Source organism: Mesorhizobium ciceri biovar biserrulae WSM1271 (assembly GCF_000185905.1).
Classification (GTDB): domain Bacteria; phylum Pseudomonadota; class Alphaproteobacteria; order Rhizobiales; family Rhizobiaceae; genus Mesorhizobium; species Mesorhizobium ciceri.
Genome location: NC_014923.1, coordinates 2,563,516 through 2,581,364, shown reverse-complemented (window position 1 = coordinate 2,581,364; position 17,849 = coordinate 2,563,516). Strand labels below are relative to the sequence as shown.

The window sequence follows — 17,849 nt, the reverse complement described above, 5'->3', positions numbered from 1 at the left end:
CTAGCGCTCGACGTTCTGCACACTTGACGACAAAAGCTTCAGATTGTTGGCGACGGTCGGGTCGTTGGGCGCCAGCTCATAAGCCTTGAGGAAGTTCGAGCGGGCATCCTGCAACTTGCCGCGCAGCAAGTAGGAATAGCCGACATTGTTGTAATATTCGGGCGTCGCGCCGACCAGCTTGAAGGCCCTGGCATAGGCCCGGTCGGACAGGTCGAAGCGATGGATCCGGTCGGTGCAGGCAGCCAACCCCATCCAGGCGTTGCCATCATTGGGCGCCAGCTGCGTCGCCTTGAAGAACAGCGCGCCGGCATTGCCGTAATTTTCGGCGCGGAACTGGTTCTTGGCCTCCGCGACGGCCTGGTCGGAGGCGTAATACTCGACGTCGCTGACCGTTTTCAGCCCGTCGAAAGCATCGCCAAAAGACGTCACGTCGCCCTTCGACGGCTCGTTGGTGCGCACGACACCGTCGGTTGTGTCCGCCGTCTGGCAACCGGCAAGCACCGCCATGAGCAGACAGGCCGCGGCCGCGATAACCCTCTTCATCAATGTGTCCCCTTGGGGTCCCCGACTCACATTAGGACCAAATCATATACCAAACTAGAAGATAATGCCCCTCATGCGAATGATGACCGGCAACATGATCACCATCATCACGACCGGGAAGATGCAGAGGCCCAGCGGAATCATCATCTTCACCGGCAGAGAGTTGGCGCGTTCCTCTGCACTCAGGATTCGTTGCCCGCGCATCTCCGCGCTATAAACACGCAAGGCGTCGGTGAGACTGGTGCCGAGTTCTTCCGACTGCCGGAACAGGACAGCCAGTGCCCGCGCCTCGTCAAGTCCGATGCGATCGGCGAGTTCACGTAGCGCTTCCCGCAACGGTTTGCCGGCGCGCAACTGCAAGTTCATGATCGACAGCTGTATTCCCAACCATTTGTGGGTAGCGGCCATTTCATGGCTGACGCGTTCGACCGCCCCCTCCAGGCTCATGCCGGCATCGGCGCAGGTGATCATCATGTCCATGAAATCGGGGAAGGCCCGGCGATAGATCTGTTTCTGGCTGTTCTCGAAACGGTCGAGCAGAATGGAAGGAATTACCATGCAGGCGAGACCGAACAGGGCAGACCCGGCAAGGGTGATGAAACCGGGCAGGTGCGGCGGCAGAACCCGCGACAGGAGTGCATACATTGCCAGAAAACCGAGGCAGACCGCGACAAGGCGGGACAGCGTATAAATCAGCGGTGCGGTTGATTGATAAAAGCCGGCGCGAAACAGCTTCGCTTCCAAGGCGTTTGGCTCTTCCCGCTCCTTCTCGATCGACTTGAAGTAGGCATCGACCGGCCGTTGCGCCGCAAGCTTGGCAAGCTGGTCTTGTCCCAGCATCGATCGGCGGTCGGTAATTCCTTCGCCCATCAGGCTCTGCGCGACCAGCTTTCGTGTCTGCAGAGCCGGCAAGAAGACAAGCGCACCGAACAGGAAGAAGGACACCGCCGCCACAAAGACGGCAATGGACACCAAGAAGCCCAGGTCCTGAATGTTCGAAAACAATTTCTTTTGTCGCTCCCAGTCAAAAATCGAAAGTAACCATCCGGTACATGATGAAGTCGCCAAGCAGCGCCCACAACCCGAAAATCAGGAACACCGGGAAGACGAGCGGGTTGCTCCAGACGGCGCCGTAATAGGTTGGCGCAAGGATTTGAAGTGTGAAGAACATCACAATAGGAAACAAGGAGATGATCCACGCAGAGACGCGACCTTCCGCCGAAAGAGCCCTGATCTTCATTCGCAATTTCTGACGTTCACGCATAACAGAGGAAAGATTGGCCAGAATTTCCGTAAGATTGCCGCCAGTCTTGGACTGGATCGACAGCGATACCGACAGCAGCTGAAGGCCCTCGAAGCCGACACGCTGCGAAAGCTTGCGCACGGCCTGCTCGATGCTGAGCCCAAAGGTGATCTCATCGGAGACGATGCCGAACTCGGTGCCGAGTGGATCGGGCATTTCGCGCGCAACCAGACCGATCGCGACCGACGCCGGGTGTCCGGCGCGCAGCGAACGAACAATCATGTCGAGCGCATCCGGCAGCTGTTTAGCAAATTTCCGGATTCGTTTGTTGCGGGCGCGCCGGAGGACGAGAAGCGGCAGGACAAGCCCTATGACCAAAAAGATAAGAAGCGACGCCAAAGCCGAAAAATTGAAGAATACCAGCAGCAACGCCATCGCCAGCCCTGCGAGCAGAAATGTTGCGGCGAAGGTCAGGGGATTCCCGGTGATGCCGGACTGGGTATAGAGCCTGTTCAACCAGACCATACCGAAAAGAAAATCGCCGGAGTCCGTGAGGCCACGCTCCCGCAGCAATCCCTGTAACGTCTGTTCGGCCGGGACCTCGCCAGCGAGCCGTTTCAATCTGCGATTGACTGCCATTGACCGGGAGCGGCGGCCGGCAAAGGAAAGATAAAGAGCTTCGCCTGCCAAAATGACCGAAGCTGCCGCCAGCATGTAGATGAAATATAGCAGAGCTTGACCAGTCGGCATCAGAGGGCAACCTGCGGGTTGAAGGCGTCCTTGGCGAAATGATGACCAAGCGTCGCCGCCTCCGGAGCGAAGCGCGGACGGACCCCGGTGGCGCGAAAGTCTCCGACGACCTTGCCCTCGGCCGTCACCTCACGGCGGACGAAATGATAGATTTCCTGAAGCTGCACGACATTGCCCTCCATGCCGGTCAGTTCCGATATGGAGGTGACACGCCTGCCGCCATCCGAGAGACGCTGTGTTTGCACGATAATATCGATGGCGGAGGCAATCTGCGCCCGGATCGAGTCGTGCGTCATCGGCATACCGGCCATGCCGACCATCTGCTCCAGCCGCGAGATCGCATCGCGCGGCGTGTTGGCATGGATTGTGGTCATCGAGCCTTCATGGCCGGTGTTCATCGCCTGCAGCATGTCGAAAGCTTCCTCGCCGCGAACTTCGCCGACGATGATGCGGTCCGGCCGCATGCGTAGCGCGTTCTTCAGCAATTCACGCTGGCGCACCTCGCCCCGACCTTCGACATTGGGCGGGCGCGTCTCGAGCCGGCCGACATGCGGCTGCTGCAATTGCAGTTCGGCCGCATCCTCGATGGTGATCAGCCGCTCTTTCGAGGGAATGTAGCTCGACAGGGCATTGAGCAACGTGGTCTTGCCACTGCCGGTGCCGCCCGAAACCAGGATCGATTTGCGCGCCTGGACGGCGATCCGCAGCAGGTCGATCATCGGCGGACGGATCGAATTGAATGCCATCAGACGTTCGAGCGAATAGGGATTTTTCGAGAATTTGCGGATCGACACCAGCGGACCGTCGACGGAGATCGGCCGCACCGCGATGTTAACGCGTGATCCATCTTCCAGCCGCGCGTCAACCATGGGCGACGATTCATCGACACGCCTGCCGATGGCCGAAACGATCTTGTTGATGACACGCAGCAGATGCGCCTCGTCCCGAAACCGGATTGGCGTCTCTTCGACGATGCCCCGCCGCTCGATGAAAACGCGCCTGTGGGTGTTGATCATGATGTCGGTAATGGAATCATCCTTGAGCAGCGGTTCGATAGGCCCGAGACCCAGCATCTCGTCGGCGGTGTCGCTGGTCAGTTGGTCGAGTTCGCGCGCGTTAAGGGGAACGGTGCGACCGCGCACGAACTCCCTCACGATCGGACGGATCTCATTCAGGATCTCGTCCTTGGAAGCGCTTTCGAGAGCGGTCAGGTTGAAACGATCGATCAGATGGCGATGAATCTCGACCTTGAGCGTCAGAAAATCATCGCCATGCGATTCAATATCAGCGGCGGTCGAAAGGGGCTGAGCAACAGGCGACACCGCCGGCGGCTCGACCTTTGTCACTGCCTGGTGTTCGCTTGGCCCCTTGATGAACCGCCCCAGCATAATCGCTTATACTCCCCTCGGACTCATTTTAGCGGAAACTAACTGTTAACCAAGGGCGGCACAAGCGCCCGGATGACTCGCGCACCTGCAATACTTTCTACATAGTTAAGATCGGAATCCAGTAATAACGTGTTTATTTGCCATGGCTGCCTGTTCGCGGCCAGCGTGTCCGATCCCGCGTTCCGAGCTTGTCTGGCTTTCGGTGCCCATTCGGCCGACAGACCACCTAAGCCCTTAGATATAAAGGCATATGCATTATTGCTAATGATTCCTCAATATGGCCACATCCGCGGCTAAATTGTGAACGAATGGTTAAGGGCGCCTGAAAAATGAGAAGAATCAATCTGTTGAGAACATTGGTATCTGTAACGTTCTTGCCGAATCACGTATATGAAAGTTAAGGAACCCTTAATCTCGTTTGACTCTGCGTTTTCTCGGGACCTAGGATCGAGATGACGGGGGATGCTTGGGTATGGATTTCATCCTTTGCTCTGTCTCGTCGGGTTTGAAACTCCAAAGGGAGAAATTGACATGAAGAAGCTCATGACGATGACCCGGCAGTTCCGCGATGACGAAAACGGCGCTGCCATGGTCGAATACTCTATCCTGATCGGCATCATTGCCGTTGCATCGATTATGACTGTCCTCGCGATCGGCGGATGGGTGAACGGTCGTTTCTCGGCGCTCTGCACCGCCCTCGAAGCAGCATCAGTCGGTTCGTGTAACGCGACGACTGGCGTCGGCACCTGATCGCCTGACTACATTCAGGCCCGGGTCGTTCGAGCCGGGCCTGAGTCCGATCGCAGCGGGCGAATCCCGCATTGGGGCTTGGGGCTTGGGACATGCGCGCCAATACGCTTATCATGATCGTTCTCGCCGGCGTGTTCGGCGTTCTGGCCGTTGTGCTGGTCAATATCTGGCTGGCCGGCCAGCGTAGCGCCATGGCGCAAACGGGCGTGGTCCAGGGCAGCACGGTCGTGGTTGCGGCAATGCCGCTGAAGTTCGGTGACGCTCTGAGCGCAGATAAGCTGCGCGAAGTCGCATGGCCGGCGGGCGCGGTTCCAGCCGGGGCATTCAAGTCAACAAAAGACCTGTTAGCTGGCGACGGTGCCAAGCAAGCACTGCAATCGATCGGCGTCAATGAGCCGATTCTTGCTACGAAAATTACCGGCCCCGGCCAGCGCGCCACGCTTTCGGCGGTGCTCGGCGAGGGCATGAAGGCCGTGTCCATCCGCGTCAACGACGTGCTCGGCGTCGCCGGCTTCGTTTTCCCGGGCGATCGGGTCGATATTCTACTCACCCGCACGGCGCGCGGCGACGATGGCGCGGACAAGAGTTTTGTCGACGTGCTGCTGCAGAGCATGAAGGTGCTCGCCATCGACCAGGTGGCCGACGAAAGCAAGGATAGCCCGACGGTGGTGAAGTCGGTGACGCTCGAGGCCAGCACCAGGGACGCGCAGAAGCTGACACTGGCGGCAGGGGCCGGCCAATTGTCGCTGGCGCTGCGCCAGGCCGCCGCCAGCAAGGGCGAAACGACCGAGCGGGTGACGCTTTCCGACCTGACCGGCGAAACGCCGGCCGATGTCGCCGCCAGGCAGGCGGAGCTCGACAGGAAGGCAGCGGCCGAAGCGGAGGCTGCCGCCGAGCGCAAGCGCGCCGAGGACAAGATTGCCGGGTTGACCCAGGCCGTGGAAAAAGTGGGAAGCCGTCTCGACGAACTGGGCCGGGCTAAACCGGTTCCTGTCGCGGCACCGGAGACGAAGGAAGTCCTCAAGGAAGTGGTCAGGTACGTGCAGCCGGAACCTCCGGCACGGGCGACAATAGGCGTTTTTCGGGGCGTGAAGCTCGAGACATATGACGTGCCGCGACAACCATGATAAGGTGCGGCTAATAAAACGGTGCTGCCATCGGCAGTAAATTGGGAGACGGGGATGCGGGGTTCTTGGTTAGGGATAGTGACGACCGCGTTGTCGTGTCTGGCGGCGCTGTTGCTGTCGAGCCTGGCGGTTGATGCGGCCGACCGTTTCATCGACGTCTCGACCCCTGCAGTCCATCGTATTTTCCTGCCCATGTCGCAATCGGTGACGATCCAGGTGAGTGCCAATCTGGGTGACATCGTCGTCGGCGACGAGAAGATCGCCGACGCCCAGCCGATGACCGACCGGACGCTCTATGTCATTGGCAAGGGCGCCGGCACCACCACGGTCAATCTATTTTCCACGGATAAGCGCTCGCTCGGCGCACTCCAGATCGAGGTCGGCGTCGATGTCAGTGACATGGCGCAGGCGATCCGCCAGGTCGCGCCAAAGTCGCGCATCGAAGTGGGCTCGGTCAACGGCAGGGTCAGGCTTGGCGGCCATGTGAAAGACGGCGCCACGCTGGCGGCGATCATGGCCGTTGCGCAGCAATATGGCCCCGACGCCGTCATCAACTCGGTCATCGTAGACGACAGCCAGCAGGTCAATTTGGAAGTGCGCGTGCTGGAAGCCAAGCGCAACACCGGCCGCGATCTCGGCGTATCGATCAAGAGCAGGAACGGCGATGGCACAACACGTACCGGTACCGGTGTCGCTGCGGTCGACGAGGACGGCGTCGTGCTCGGACCGGGCGGTCTGCTCAGCGGCCTCCTGTCCAACTCGGCTCCCTTCGGAGCGCTGATCACGCGCGTCATCGACAGCAACATCAAGGTCGACCTGATCATAGAGGCGCTCGAGTCCAAAGGCGCGGTGCGCACGCTCGCGAACCCCAACCTCACCACGCTTTCCGGCGAGCAGGCCAGCTTCAACGCCGGCGGGGAAGTGCCTATCCGCACTCTCGACAAAGATGGCGAGATAAGCATCGTGTACAAGCAATTCGGCGTCAATCTACTGTTCACGCCGGTCGTACTCGACGACGGCAAGATTCATATGAACCTGGCGCCGGAAGTCAGCGACCTGACGGGCTTCACCACCGCCGGCGACCCGATCTTCACCAACCGCAAGCTGGCGACCGTCGTTGAATTGCGCGATGGCCAGAGCTTCGCCGTCGGCGGGCTTCTGTCCAGCAAGACCACCAAGCTCCAGGACCAGGTGCCATGGCTCGGCCAGGTGCCTGTGATCGGGACGCTCTTTCGCAGTTCGAGCAACCAGAAGGAAGAAACCGAGCTGGTCGTCATCGTCACGCCGCATATCGTGCGGCCGGTGAAGCCTGGGGAGCAGTTGGCGACACCGTTCGACAAGACACGGCCCGCCAACGATCCGGAATTCTTCGTGCTCGGCCAGTTGGAAGTGACCAAGGACATGGTCCGCAAATATGAAACCGGCGAAGGCGTCACCGGCCCCTATGGCCACATGCTCGACTTCAAATCGAAGGACAAGATGCTCTATGTCAAGAAATAGCGCCTTGATCCTCATTCTGTGCGCCAGCGCGTTGTCGGGCTGCGCCGCGGACTATCTGAACCATTACGACTCGGTGACCCTGGCGGCCGGCGATACGCAGAAATTCAATTCGATGCTGCAGACGGTCGATCCGCTCAACCCGGCTTCCAGGAATACACATATCGAAGGCGACGGCACGCGCGCCGCGGCTGTTGCCCAAGCCTACAAATATCCACCGCCACCGCCGCCGCCACCAGCCATCACGGTCAATGTCGGCGGGTCGGGTGTGACGCAGTGAACTGAACGGAAGGATGCGGAGGGCGTCGGGCATGCGAGGGGCTCTGGCGCAAGAAAGCAGAGAGTAAGGTCATGTTGGGGACCATTCGTGCCTTCTGGAACGATCAGAGAGGAATAGCGCTGATCCTCGTCAGCATCACGCTGCCGGCAATCATTGGCTTTTCCCTATTGGCCATCGACATGAGCCGGATCAACAATCTGCACAATGATTTACAGAAGGGCGCCGACAGCTTTGCACTTGCAGCGGCGGCCGAGCTAGACGGAAGCAGCGGGGCCTGGGTGAGGGCTGAACGCGCAATGGACGTGCTTGTTCGCAATGAGAGCCAGTTCTCGACAGCAGGCCCAAGAATCCTATTGGCCGGCCAACCGGGAGGCACACAGCGATGCAATAGTGCCGGAAGTATCTCATGGTGCTTTCTGAAAGCTATCCCTGCCGCGGACGGCATTCAGATAACAGTAGCCAACCAGGCAACTTATCTCGCGGACGCCGATCCCGCCGTGGGGGAAGGGCAAACACGGTTCATCCAAGTGACTGTCACGCCCACAGGCTTTGATGCAATCTTCCCGGCTTCCTTTTTGTCGTCCGGCGCCAGCAACAGCTTTAACGTAGGGGCAGTCGCCGTGGCGGGCTTCACCTCGGGCGTCTGCGATTTCACGCCTGTCTTCATGTGCAACCCTTATGAGATGGTGAACGGGACCAATTCGGCGGGCGGATACACACTGGCGCAGGCCGTTTCTAATCCAGATGTCCATCGTCGGTTGATCGAACTGAGGAAAGTCGGTAGCGGAGCTGCCGCCGGTCCCGGTAACTTCGGCTTTCTCGAGCCTCCGGCAGGTGTGGGAAATGGTGCCCAAGCTCTGGCTCAAACCATTGCGACGTCAAAGCCTATTGGCTGCTACAATTCTGCAAGCGTCTCGACGAAGACCGGTCAGAACGCCGGTCCGGTGCAGGACGCCTTCAACGTTCGTTTTGGGATTGGAGCCGGCGGCACCTTCAATAGCCCCGAATACGGTCCTTCCGCGAATGTCCGAAAAGGGGCAAAACAGGTCAAAGGCAGCGTAAACCAATGCCCTGCCATGAACCAGCTTTCGTTCACGGAGGCTGGAACAAAGGGCCTTCCGCGCGATGCGACAACTCCCTATCAGGGGGGCCGTATGGGCGACGGAAATTGGGATTTCGCCGGCTATTGGAGCACCAACTTCGGTTCCGCTGCCCATCCATCTTCATGGGATACGACCAAACCGACGCGCTATGAGGTTTACCGTTACGAGATATCAGCCGGGTTAGTGGGCACCGCGTCGACAGGTGGAGAGCTCGGAACACCGTCGGCTGGTTGCCAACCACCTGTCACATCGGTGGACCGGCGTCTGCTCTATGGTGCAATCCTGAACTGCAATGCACTCGAAGCTGCAGGCAAGGATTTGTCCGGGCATAGCACCGATCTGCCGGTCGAAGCCTTCGGCAGCTTCTTCCTTACGGAACCGGTCATGTCAGCGTCGGATGATGCTTCCGTGATGGTTGAACTGGTCGACATCACTGGTCACGACGGTCAGAAAACGCTTGATAATTTCCTCCGCGACGAAGCCCAGCTTTACCGGTGACGATGATGATCGCAACGCTAGGCCATCATCTCAATAGATTTCAACGCGATGGGCGCGGCACAGCGCTCGTCGAAATGGCGCTGATCGCGCCGCTGATGCTGATGTTGTCGGCGGGCGTGTTCGAGTTCGGCAATTTGATCCACGACAAGCTGCTGATGGAGGCTGGGCTTACGGATGGTGCCCGCTTTGCCGCGCGCTGCAACAGTAAGTTGTATACCGATGCTGGGCTCGCGGCGATCGACTGTGCGGGCGTAGCCACAAACATCGCGGTGTTTGGGAAGACGGCAGTGGGAGTGTCAGGCGTTCCAGACGTTCCGCGTATCAGTGGCTGGCGGACAGCGGATGTCACGGTGACCATGAACAACACCTGCCAAGAGGCCGTGGTGGCCGGCGTGACCAAGTATCGCTCCACCACGGCACAAGTCTGCGTCGTCCGCGCGGTCGGCACCTACCCATACACTGGGATCGGGATGCTCTCCATCATCGGCATCGGCCCGATTATCCTCGGCGGCCTTCACGAGGAGCGGTTAATCCGGTTCTGATCATGATCAGGGACTTCGCAAAATCCGAGGACGGTGCGACGATGGTGGAGATGGCCATCGTATCGACGCTGCTGTTTACCCTTGTGCTCGGCTTCGTCGATTTCGGTTATGCGTTGTATCAATGGAACGCCGCCACCAAGGCCGTGCAACTCGGCGCACGTCTGGCCTCCATTTCCGATCCAGTTGCCACCGCACTTACGGGAGCCGGACCGACGACGACACCGGGCGCTCCGGTCGTAGCTGCCGCCTATGGACCCTTCGTCTGCAAATACACCGGCAGCGCAGGAGCGTGCAGCAATGCCGGCGCATTCAATGCCGCTAACTTCAGCCGCATCTTCCGCGGCGACACGGCAAACACCAACGATAACGCCTGTCCAGCGGCGGGCACAGACCAGCGAGTTGGCATGTGCCACTTCTTTCCCGGGCTGCACCGCGACAACGTGGTGATTACCTACAGCGCCACCGGCTTGGGCTACCAGACCCGTCTGGGCGGACCTGTTCCGACAATAACCGTCAGCCTGCAGAATTTGACCTTCAATTTCTTCTTTCTGGGCGGACTGCTCGGATTCGGAAACATCACCATGCCCTCCATGCTCAGCACCGTCACGGGCGAAGATTTGAAGAGCACCGCGCCATGAACGCCATCAACACCAAGGTTACGCCGACCAAGCGCAAGCAGGTGGCGCTGTTTTCGTCGGATCCGAATTTCAAGCGCGATGTGGCGACGCGGCTCGATGCGCTGGCGATCTATGACGTCAGGGTCTCCGAGACGAGCGACTTCCTCAAGGGGCCGCCGGCCGACACGCGCCCGGGCATCGTCATCCTCGATCTCGGCAATGGCGAGCTGCTCGGCAGGCCGGGCATCGTCGAGGCGCGCGCGCTGTGGGCCAGCGTGCCGCTGATCGCGGTTTCCGACGAGCTGAGCTCGGAGCAGACGCGCGTTTTGGTGCGCATGAACGCCTCGGACTGGCTGCACAAGCCGCTCGACGGCAAGGAGCTGCTCAATGCGGTGACCTTCCACGACACCGGCAACCAGGGAACGAAAAGCCGGATCATCACCTTCATCAGCGCCAGCGGCGGCGCCGGCGCCACGACGCTGGCGCTGTCGGCGGCCGAATTCCTGGCGTCGAAATCGGGCGAGCGCGCGGCGTCCACCTGTCTCGTGGACCTGGATTTCCAGAGCGCCAATTGCGGCGCCTATCTCAATCTGTTCAACCAGTTCGACCTTGCCGGCATCATCGGCCAGCCGGAGCGGCTCGATGTCGAGCTGATGGACGTCATCAAGCTGTCGCGCCCGTCCGGCCTCACCCTCTACGCATTCGAGCGGCCGCAACTGCCGTTCGAGCCGCATGGCAGCGATTTCGTCTTCCGGCTGCTCGACCTCGTCGCCTACCGCTTCGACGACATCGTCATCGACCTGCCCAATCTGGAAACGCCCTGGCACAATTCCGTGCTGTCGACGAGCGACGAGATCTTCATCGTGTTCGAACTCAATGTCGCTTCGCTGCGGCAAGGCAAGCGGCTCTACAAGAAGATCCGCGAGCTGCGCGGCAATGCGGTCAGCATCACGCTGGTCGCCAACAAGCACAAGCGCAAATGGTTCGGGAACCATTTTTCGCGCAGCGAGCTCGAAAAGATCTTCAAGGCGCCGCACATCAAGTCGGTCGCGCTGGACAATGCGCTTCTGACCGATGCGCTGAACAGGGCCATCCCGCCTTCCGAAGTGGATGGGCGGGCGCGCTTCAACAAGGATCTGAAGCGGATGTTCAAAGAGCGGCTCGATGACGCTGCCCGATAGATACCGGATCGCCCCAAAGCTCGCCGGCGCCTGCGTGCTCGGCATGGCGCTGGCGCTGTCCGTCCACGGCTTCGCCGAGGCGCGATCAGCACTTTCGGAGCGGCCGCCGCTGCCGGCGATGGGACCCAGCCTGCGCAAGGCCGTTACCTTTAGAACGGCCGAGCAGCCGGGAACGATCATCATCCGCAAGGACGAGAAGGCGCTTTACCTGGTGACCCGCCAGGGCCAGGCGCTGCGCTACCAGATCAGCGTCGGGCGCGACGGGTTCGGCTGGACCGGCATCGTCAAGGTGGGGGCGAAGACCGAATGGCCGGAGTGGCGCCCGCCGCAGGAAATGCGCGCGCGCCAGCCGGAGCTGCCGAAAATGGTGCCCGCCGGCCCCTACAACCCGCTCGGCGCAAGGGCGCTCTACCTGTCGCGGGACGGGCGCGACACGCTCTACCGCATACACGGCACCAACGACCCGTCGGGTGTCGGCTTCGACGGGACATCGGGCTGTTTTCGCCTCACCAACACGGATGTGATCGATCTTTTCAAACGCGTCGCGGTCGGCGCAAAGGTGGTGGTCCAATGACGATGATCAGCGAACCGGACATGCCGGCGATCGATATCGGAAACCAGGAACAGCGCGAACCGGCTGCCGCCGGGAAACCCAGCAAGGCAAAGACGATCGCCGTCATCGTCGCCGGCGGCGCGCTTCTGATCACCGCAGTCAACATGGCGGCCGCGGTCTATCTCTATCGGGGCATGAGCGACCTGCGTTTCGTCGAGGCGCGGCTGGAGCAGCTCGGCGCATTCGAGCAGCGGATCGCAGCCCGGCTCGACACGGTCAACAACGGTTTTCAGAGCCGGTTCGAGAAACTGGACAGCCAGTTGCAAGGCAGCTTCAACGAGATCGATGCCAGCATTGCCCGGCTTGGGCAGACTATGCCGGTCGCCGGCGGCGAGGCCATGCCGGGCGTGGAAGAACCGTCCGAAATCGCCACCAGCACGCTGGCGCAAGCGCCCGAAGCCCTCGGCGGCGAGAGCGCGAGCGAACCCGGCGTCATCGAAGCGCCCGCACCCAGGAGGAGAATCGCATCGGCGTCGCCCCCTGCTCCCAGCTCCAATTACCAGCGCATCCAGCAGCCCGACGGCAAGGTCTATTACCGCCGGATCAACTAGACCCGGCAGAGCCCGGATCGTGCAAGGTGTAAGTGGCGAATGATCTAGAGATCGCGCTGCAGCGCCAGGATGCGGATGGCCCGGACGGACCGCTCCCGCGCCTCGGTGAGAAAGGCGATGTGGCAGTAGGCACAGGCCACGAAGCCCAAAAGCAGCACCAAGCTGTTCTTGAAGGTGAAATCGACGGCCAGCGAATAGGGAAGACCCTTGGGCGACGTGAATTCGGCAATCGTGCTTGCCGTTTCCGAATGGCTGCCGACCGCGATCATCAGCCCGGCGAAAATCAGGGCGATATGGTTGGCGAGGAAGAAGAAAGCCGACCGCTTGGCGTGGCACGCCATCCAGCAGACGATCGATGCGGCGGCAAGGATAGCGGCTTCGAAAGCCATGGAACCGCCCAGCCAGACATCCACCTGCTGCCAAAGCACCGTCGACAGAGGGCGCAGTTCAAGCCATAGCCACCATGCGGTGGGGCTGGCTGGATAGATGCCCAGCAACAAGGTCGCCATGCGCTCCCCTGCCAGGACCGCCAGAATGAGAAACGGAAAGGCGAAAAGCAGAAGCGGCTGGCGTTTCATGTTCCCTCGACAATCTGCAGGCCAGGATAGACCGCATAGATTGCTCAAGGCTTAACAGCCCTACTTCCGGCCCTCTCCCGATTGCGAGCGTTCGAGGACGGCGAAGAAGATCACGGTGAGCAGAAGGACGATCAGCAGCAGCACGAACGCGGCTGCCGCGCCTTCGTTGAGCGAAAGGCCGAGAAAGGCGCGGCGATAGGCAAAGAAGCTCAGCACCTCGGTCGCGTTGCCCGGCCCGCCCTTGGTCAGGACATAGGGCAGATCGTAGGTCCGGAACTCGTTGATCAGCTGGATGATGATGGTGATCGCCGCAACCGGCCGGAGCATCGGCAGCGTGATGTAGAGGAATTGCTGCCAGCCGCGCGCGCCGTCCACTTCAGCAGCCTCATAGGGATCGCGCGGCAAAGCGGCGAGCCCCGCGGCGAGGATCAGCACGACGAAGGACATTTGCTGCCAGATGTCGATCGCCGCCATCGTCCAGAGTGCCATGCCTGGCGTGCCTAGCCAGTCGAGGCGCGGCAGGCCTGATATCTCCATGAGATGATTGGCGATGCCGAGATTGGGCTGGAGCAGCATGCGCCAGATCAGGGCGACGCTGATCGGCGACATCGCCATGGGAATGGTCAGAACCGCGAAATAGACCGGCTTCATCCGGACCGTCCGGTTGAGCATCAGGGCAATGCCGAGCCCGATCACGAATTCGCCGACCACGGTCACCGCCGAATAGCGCACGGTGAGCCAGAGCGCGTTCCAGAACAGCTCATCGCCGATCATCGAGGCGAAATTCTTGAACCCGACAAGCGGCAGGAGCTGCGGCTTGATCAAGGTCATCGAGGAGATCGAGAGGATGCAGGCATAGGCCAGGGGAAAGCCCATCACGATCGCCAGCAGCAGCAGGCCGGGCAAGGCAAAGGCCCAGCCGGTCCGCCACTCGCGGCCACGGGCAGCCCATCCTTTTTTGATCGCATTGTGCATCGTGGCCGAGCCTTGGTCGGGGTGGCGTTGCTGATCTCGTCAAGATCCGGGGTCTGGAAAATCCGGCGCGGCTGACATCGCCGCGCCGGGTCTCCTTGCCGAGCCGGACCGCTATTTGTCGAGGAGCCCCTGCAGGCCGTCGGAAGCCGCCTTCAGCGCCGCGTCCGATGTCGCCTGGCCGCCAGCCGCCAGCGAAAGCTGGGTACCGAGCAGATCCTCGTATTGCGCCGAATAGGTGAAGATCGGGAACGACTTGCCGGTCGCCACCACATCCTGGGCGGTCTTGTAGAAGGGATATTTCGCCAGCACCGCCGCATCGGCATAGACATCGCTGCGCACGGGCGCGTGGCCCTCGAGCGCGCGCTTCACCGAAACATCCTTGCTCTGCACCCACTGGATGAAGGTCCAGGCGGCTTCCTGCTCTTCCGGCGACGTGTTCTTGGGAATGCCCCAGCCCCAGCCGCCGCTCTCGCCATGGCCGCCCGGCATCACCGACAGGCCGACCTTGCCGGCGACCGTCGGACACTTCACGGCATCGTCCATCTGCGGCAGCATCCACCAATAGGTGACCATGCTGAAGGCGGAACCGCTGCACATCAGACGCATGGTGTCGTCGAGCGTCGCCGACACGGCACCTTGCTGGGCGCCGTGCTGGATATTGTCGACATAGAGATCGAGCGCCTTCTTGGCCTCTGCCGTGTCGAGGCTCGCCTTGCCGTCGGCATTGAGATAGCTGCCGCCGGCGGAGAACAGATAGTTGGAGAATTCCATGCTGTTGGGATCGCCGCGCTGGCCCTGCATCGCGGCTCCGGCGACGCCGGCATTGGCCTTCATGAATTTGGAAATCGCCACATAATCTTCGAGCGTCGTCGGCAAAGCGAGCTCCTTGCCGGTTGCCGTCTTGTAGGCGGCCTTGAGCTTCTCATCGCCGATCAGGTCCTTCCGGTAGAGGAGGCCCATCGAGTAGTTGTACATGGGCACCAGGAAAAGCTGGTCCTCGGTTCGGCCGAGCAGATCAAGCGTCGAGGGAATGAAGGGGCTCAGATCGTATTTGGATTTCTCGACGAAGGGTTTCAGGTCGGCCAGCCAGCCGGCCGCCGGAAATTCGCCGGCCCACAGGAAGTCGACCTCGAGCACATTGTAGTAGCTCTGCGGCGCGGTCAACTGCGACACCAGCTTGTCGTGCATGTCAGGATAGCCGATCTTCTCAAACTCGACCTTGATGCCGGTCTGCTTCTCGAATTCGGGCAACAGCGCTTCAATGATCTTGGTTTCCGGCACGTCCTCCATCAAGGCGTGCAAGGTGATGGGCTCAGCCGCCCTGGCCGGAAGCGATGCGCCGACAACAGCTGCCCCGCTCACGGCCGTCATCAGCATTTTGATCAAGGTCTGCTTGTTCCAAGTCATAACTCTCTACTCCTCTTTCCCTCTGGACGCGGCGGTGATCCCGCCACGATTTCATAACCGGCTAGCGAGCCATGTCGGCTCTCGGAGCGGCCGGCCTATTTCACGCTGCCGAACGTCAAGCCCTGGACGATGAAACGCTGGATGAAGCGGGAAGCCACGACCAGCGGCAGGATGGCAAGGACGACGCCGGCAGAAACCTTGGCGATCTGGACGCCGTTCGAGGTCTGCAACGCCGCAAGCGCAACCGGTATGGTTGCCGTCTTCGGCCCGCTCAAAACCAGGGCAAACAAAAACTCATTCCACGCCAGGATGAAGCCGAGCACGCCGGCGGCCGCGATACCGGGCATCGACACCGGCAGGACAATACGCCAGAAGGCGCCCCAGGCGGTCGCGCCGTCGGTCATCGCCGCCCATTCCAGATCGACTGGAATGCCCTCGAAGAAGCCCATCAGGATCCAGGTCAGGAAAGGCAGGTTGAGCGCGGCATAGACGATGATCAGCCCCGTCAGCGAATTGCTGAGCTCCAGGCTTCGGAACAGCGTGAAGGTCGGCAGCACCAGCGCCACGGGCGGCAACATCTGCGTCGCCAGAACGGCAAAACGCGCCCAACGACCGCCCGTGCGGAAGCGGGCGAAGGCATAGCCGGTGGTGGCGGCAAAAGGCAATGCGAGCAGAACCGAGCCGAGCGCGACGATCAGGCTGTTGAGGTAGGACTGACCGAAGCGGCTCGACAGCAGCGCCGAATAATTGTCCGTCGTAAAGGCCGGCATCAGCTCGTTGCTGTAGGACAACTGCTCGGGGACGAAGCTTGTCCGCAGCACCCAGAGCGGTGGCAGCAGCACGATGGCGCAGACGACAATCAGCCCGAAATGCAAGCCGAAGCGGCGACGAAAGGCCGGCCGTTCGTTTCTGTCCATGCTGGTCATCGCGTGGCCCCCATGAGGCTCGGCCGCGCGATGACCAGTTCGGTTTCGGGATCAAAGAGGTGCATCGGCAGCGGGTCGATGTAGAGTTCGACCATCGAGCCGACGGGCGCCGTGAAATAACGGCTGAGGCGGGCGGCGATCTCCAACGGCTTGTCGCCCCCCGCGGGGTGAGCATCATCCCTGCCGGTGGCGTGACCGGCAATCTGGCCGATCAGGACGTTCTCGGCGCCGAGAGCCTCGACGGCCACGACCCGTACGGCAATCTTCTGCCAGTCCGGCTTGTCGGGGCTTTCGTGGAAATCCTCGGCTCGCACGCCCAGAATGACGCGGCGCCCGGCACGCTCGCCATAAGCGTTGCGGTGGCGGGCGGGGACGGCAAGCACGGCACCGCTGTCGGTCAGGACGGAGAGCCCTTCGCCAGGTGCGGCCTGAAGCGTGGCCGGAATGAGGTTCATCGGCGGCGTCGCCAGGAAGCGTGCGACGAAGGTGTTGACCGGGTCGGCATAGACTTCAAGCGGCCGGCCGGCCTGAATCAGGCGACCATCGCGCATGATGCATATGCGATCGCCCATGGTCATCGCCTCGACCTGGTCGTGGGTGACATGGACGATGGTGCGGCCGAGGCGCCGGTGCAGCTTCACGAGTTCGAGCCGCATCTCGGCACGCAGTTGCGCATCGAGATTGGACAGCGGTTCGTCAAGCAGGAAGGCCGCCGGTTCGCGAACGATCGCCCGGCCGAGCGCGACACGCTGCCGCTGGCCACCCGAAAGCGCTGCCGGCTTGCGGCCGAGAAGGTTCTGCAGACCGAGCAGGTTAGCGGCGTCTGCAATCTTGGCATCGATGACCGCCGCGTCGGTGCCGCGCATCTTCAGCCCGAAGGCCATATTCTGCCGCACCGACATGTGCGGATAGAGCGCGTAGCTCTGGAACACCACGGCGACGTTTCGGTCGCGCGGCGCGACATTGGCGACGCTCTTGCCACCGATGCGAAGATCGCCGGAGGAGATACTCTCCAGGCCGGCAATCATCCGCAGCGTCGTCGACTTGCCGCATCCCGACGGACCGAGAAAGATCACGAATTCACCATCGGGAATGGTGAGATCGACCTCATGCACCCCGTAATTGCCATTGCCGTAGAGCTTGGAAACGCGATCGAGCTCGATAGACGCCATAGACTTTCCTCATGAACCCGTCTGACCCGGCTGACGCCGAAGGCCGAAGTCGAGCGAACGGTCATCTTAGAGAACAAAATATAACATTAAAAGCCTAACTTCTGATCA

Annotated in this window: 19 protein-coding genes; 10 read left to right on the top strand and 9 right to left on the bottom strand. The window is 61.0% G+C overall.

Annotation, left to right across the window (positions count from 1 at the left end):
• From MESCI_RS12395 to MESCI_RS12380, 4 genes are read right to left on the bottom strand one after another with little or no spacing between them, the layout of a single operon-like run.
• Window positions 1-543, bottom strand: a complete 543-nt coding sequence (locus MESCI_RS12395) for a tetratricopeptide repeat protein (protein WP_013530288.1) — start codon at window positions 541-543, stop codon at window positions 1-3.
• A 54-nt stretch (window positions 544-597) separates the two neighbouring features.
• Window positions 598-1,548 carry a type II secretion system F family protein gene (locus MESCI_RS12390; protein ID WP_013530287.1) on the bottom strand — a complete coding sequence of 317 codons (951 nt, stop codon included), beginning with the start codon at window positions 1,546-1,548 and terminating at the stop codon, window positions 598-600.
• A gap of 19 nt (window positions 1,549-1,567) precedes the next feature.
• On the bottom strand, window positions 1,568-2,536 hold the full coding sequence (locus MESCI_RS12385; RefSeq protein WP_013530286.1) for a type II secretion system F family protein: 969 nt from the start codon (window positions 2,534-2,536) through the stop codon (window positions 1,568-1,570).
• A complete protein-coding gene (locus MESCI_RS12380; protein WP_013530285.1) occupies window positions 2,536-3,924 on the bottom strand; it encodes a TadA family conjugal transfer-associated ATPase in 1,389 nt (462 codons plus the stop codon). The genes MESCI_RS12385 and MESCI_RS12380 overlap by 1 nt, the downstream gene beginning before the upstream one ends.
• A 531-nt stretch (window positions 3,925-4,455) precedes the next feature.
• Here MESCI_RS12380 and MESCI_RS12375 point away from each other — a divergent pair.
• The 10 genes from MESCI_RS12375 to MESCI_RS12330 all read left to right on the top strand — a co-directional run bounded on the left by MESCI_RS12375 (window position 4,456) and on the right by MESCI_RS12330 (window position 12,683).
• Window positions 4,456-4,674 (top strand): Flp family type IVb pilin, encoded by a 219-nt coding sequence (locus MESCI_RS12375; protein ID WP_013530284.1) that lies wholly within the window; start codon window positions 4,456-4,458, stop codon window positions 4,672-4,674.
• A 92-nt stretch (window positions 4,675-4,766) separates the two neighbouring features.
• Window positions 4,767-5,801: a Flp pilus assembly protein CpaB gene (cpaB, locus tag MESCI_RS12370; protein WP_013530283.1), complete on the top strand. Its 1,035-nt coding sequence runs from the start codon at window positions 4,767-4,769 to the stop codon at window positions 5,799-5,801.
• 54 nt (window positions 5,802-5,855) lie between these two features.
• The gene (locus tag MESCI_RS12365; protein ID WP_013530282.1) at window positions 5,856-7,301 is read left to right on the top strand and encodes a type II and III secretion system protein family protein; all 1,446 of its coding nucleotides are present in this window, start codon (window positions 5,856-5,858) and stop codon (window positions 7,299-7,301) included.
• Complete coding sequence (locus MESCI_RS12360) at window positions 7,288-7,578, top strand: hypothetical protein (RefSeq protein ID WP_013530281.1); 291 nt, start codon at window positions 7,288-7,290, stop codon at window positions 7,576-7,578. The genes MESCI_RS12365 and MESCI_RS12360 overlap by 14 nt, the downstream gene beginning before the upstream one ends.
• A 71-nt stretch (window positions 7,579-7,649) precedes the next feature.
• The gene (locus MESCI_RS12355) at window positions 7,650-9,179 is read left to right on the top strand and encodes a TadE/TadG family type IV pilus assembly protein (RefSeq protein ID WP_013530280.1); all 1,530 of its coding nucleotides are present in this window, start codon (window positions 7,650-7,652) and stop codon (window positions 9,177-9,179) included.
• A gap of 2 nt (window positions 9,180-9,181) precedes the next feature.
• Entirely contained in the window at window positions 9,182-9,721 is a 540-nt protein-coding gene (locus MESCI_RS12350) for a TadE/TadG family type IV pilus assembly protein (protein ID WP_013530279.1), read from the top strand.
• 2 nt (window positions 9,722-9,723) lie between these two features.
• Window positions 9,724-10,359 carry a TadE/TadG family type IV pilus assembly protein gene (locus MESCI_RS12345; RefSeq protein ID WP_013530278.1) on the top strand — a complete coding sequence of 212 codons (636 nt, stop codon included), beginning with the start codon at window positions 9,724-9,726 and terminating at the stop codon, window positions 10,357-10,359.
• Window positions 10,356-11,519: a CpaE/TadZ family protein gene (locus MESCI_RS12340; protein ID WP_013530277.1), complete on the top strand. Its 1,164-nt coding sequence runs from the start codon at window positions 10,356-10,358 to the stop codon at window positions 11,517-11,519. The genes MESCI_RS12345 and MESCI_RS12340 overlap by 4 nt, the downstream gene beginning before the upstream one ends.
• Window positions 11,503-12,093, top strand: a complete 591-nt coding sequence (locus tag MESCI_RS12335; RefSeq protein ID WP_013530276.1) for a L,D-transpeptidase — start codon at window positions 11,503-11,505, stop codon at window positions 12,091-12,093. Before MESCI_RS12340 ends, MESCI_RS12335 begins: the two co-directional genes overlap by 17 nt.
• Complete coding sequence (locus MESCI_RS12330; RefSeq protein WP_013530275.1) at window positions 12,090-12,683, top strand: hypothetical protein; 594 nt, start codon at window positions 12,090-12,092, stop codon at window positions 12,681-12,683. Before MESCI_RS12335 ends, MESCI_RS12330 begins: the two co-directional genes overlap by 4 nt.
• Before the next feature lie 44 nt (window positions 12,684-12,727).
• Here the strand turns inward: MESCI_RS12330 and MESCI_RS12325 are convergent, their stop codons facing one another.
• From MESCI_RS12325 to MESCI_RS12305, 5 genes are all read right to left on the bottom strand, one after another.
• Window positions 12,728-13,261: a hypothetical protein gene (locus MESCI_RS12325; RefSeq protein WP_013530274.1), complete on the bottom strand. Its 534-nt coding sequence runs from the start codon at window positions 13,259-13,261 to the stop codon at window positions 12,728-12,730.
• A 60-nt stretch (window positions 13,262-13,321) separates the two neighbouring features.
• Window positions 13,322-14,236 (bottom strand): carbohydrate ABC transporter permease, encoded by a 915-nt coding sequence (locus MESCI_RS12320; protein WP_013530273.1) that lies wholly within the window; start codon window positions 14,234-14,236, stop codon window positions 13,322-13,324.
• Between the two features lie 111 nt (window positions 14,237-14,347).
• On the bottom strand, window positions 14,348-15,643 hold the full coding sequence (locus MESCI_RS12315; protein ID WP_013530272.1) for an ABC transporter substrate-binding protein: 1,296 nt from the start codon (window positions 15,641-15,643) through the stop codon (window positions 14,348-14,350).
• Window positions 15,644-15,738: 95 nt separating this feature from the next.
• On the bottom strand, window positions 15,739-16,560 hold the full coding sequence (locus MESCI_RS12310; protein ID WP_032808731.1) for a carbohydrate ABC transporter permease: 822 nt from the start codon (window positions 16,558-16,560) through the stop codon (window positions 15,739-15,741).
• Window positions 16,561-16,565: 5 nt separating this feature from the next.
• Window positions 16,566-17,741, bottom strand: a complete 1,176-nt coding sequence (locus MESCI_RS12305; RefSeq protein ID WP_013530270.1) for an ABC transporter ATP-binding protein — start codon at window positions 17,739-17,741, stop codon at window positions 16,566-16,568.
• Window positions 17,742-17,849: the final 108 nt, after the last annotated feature.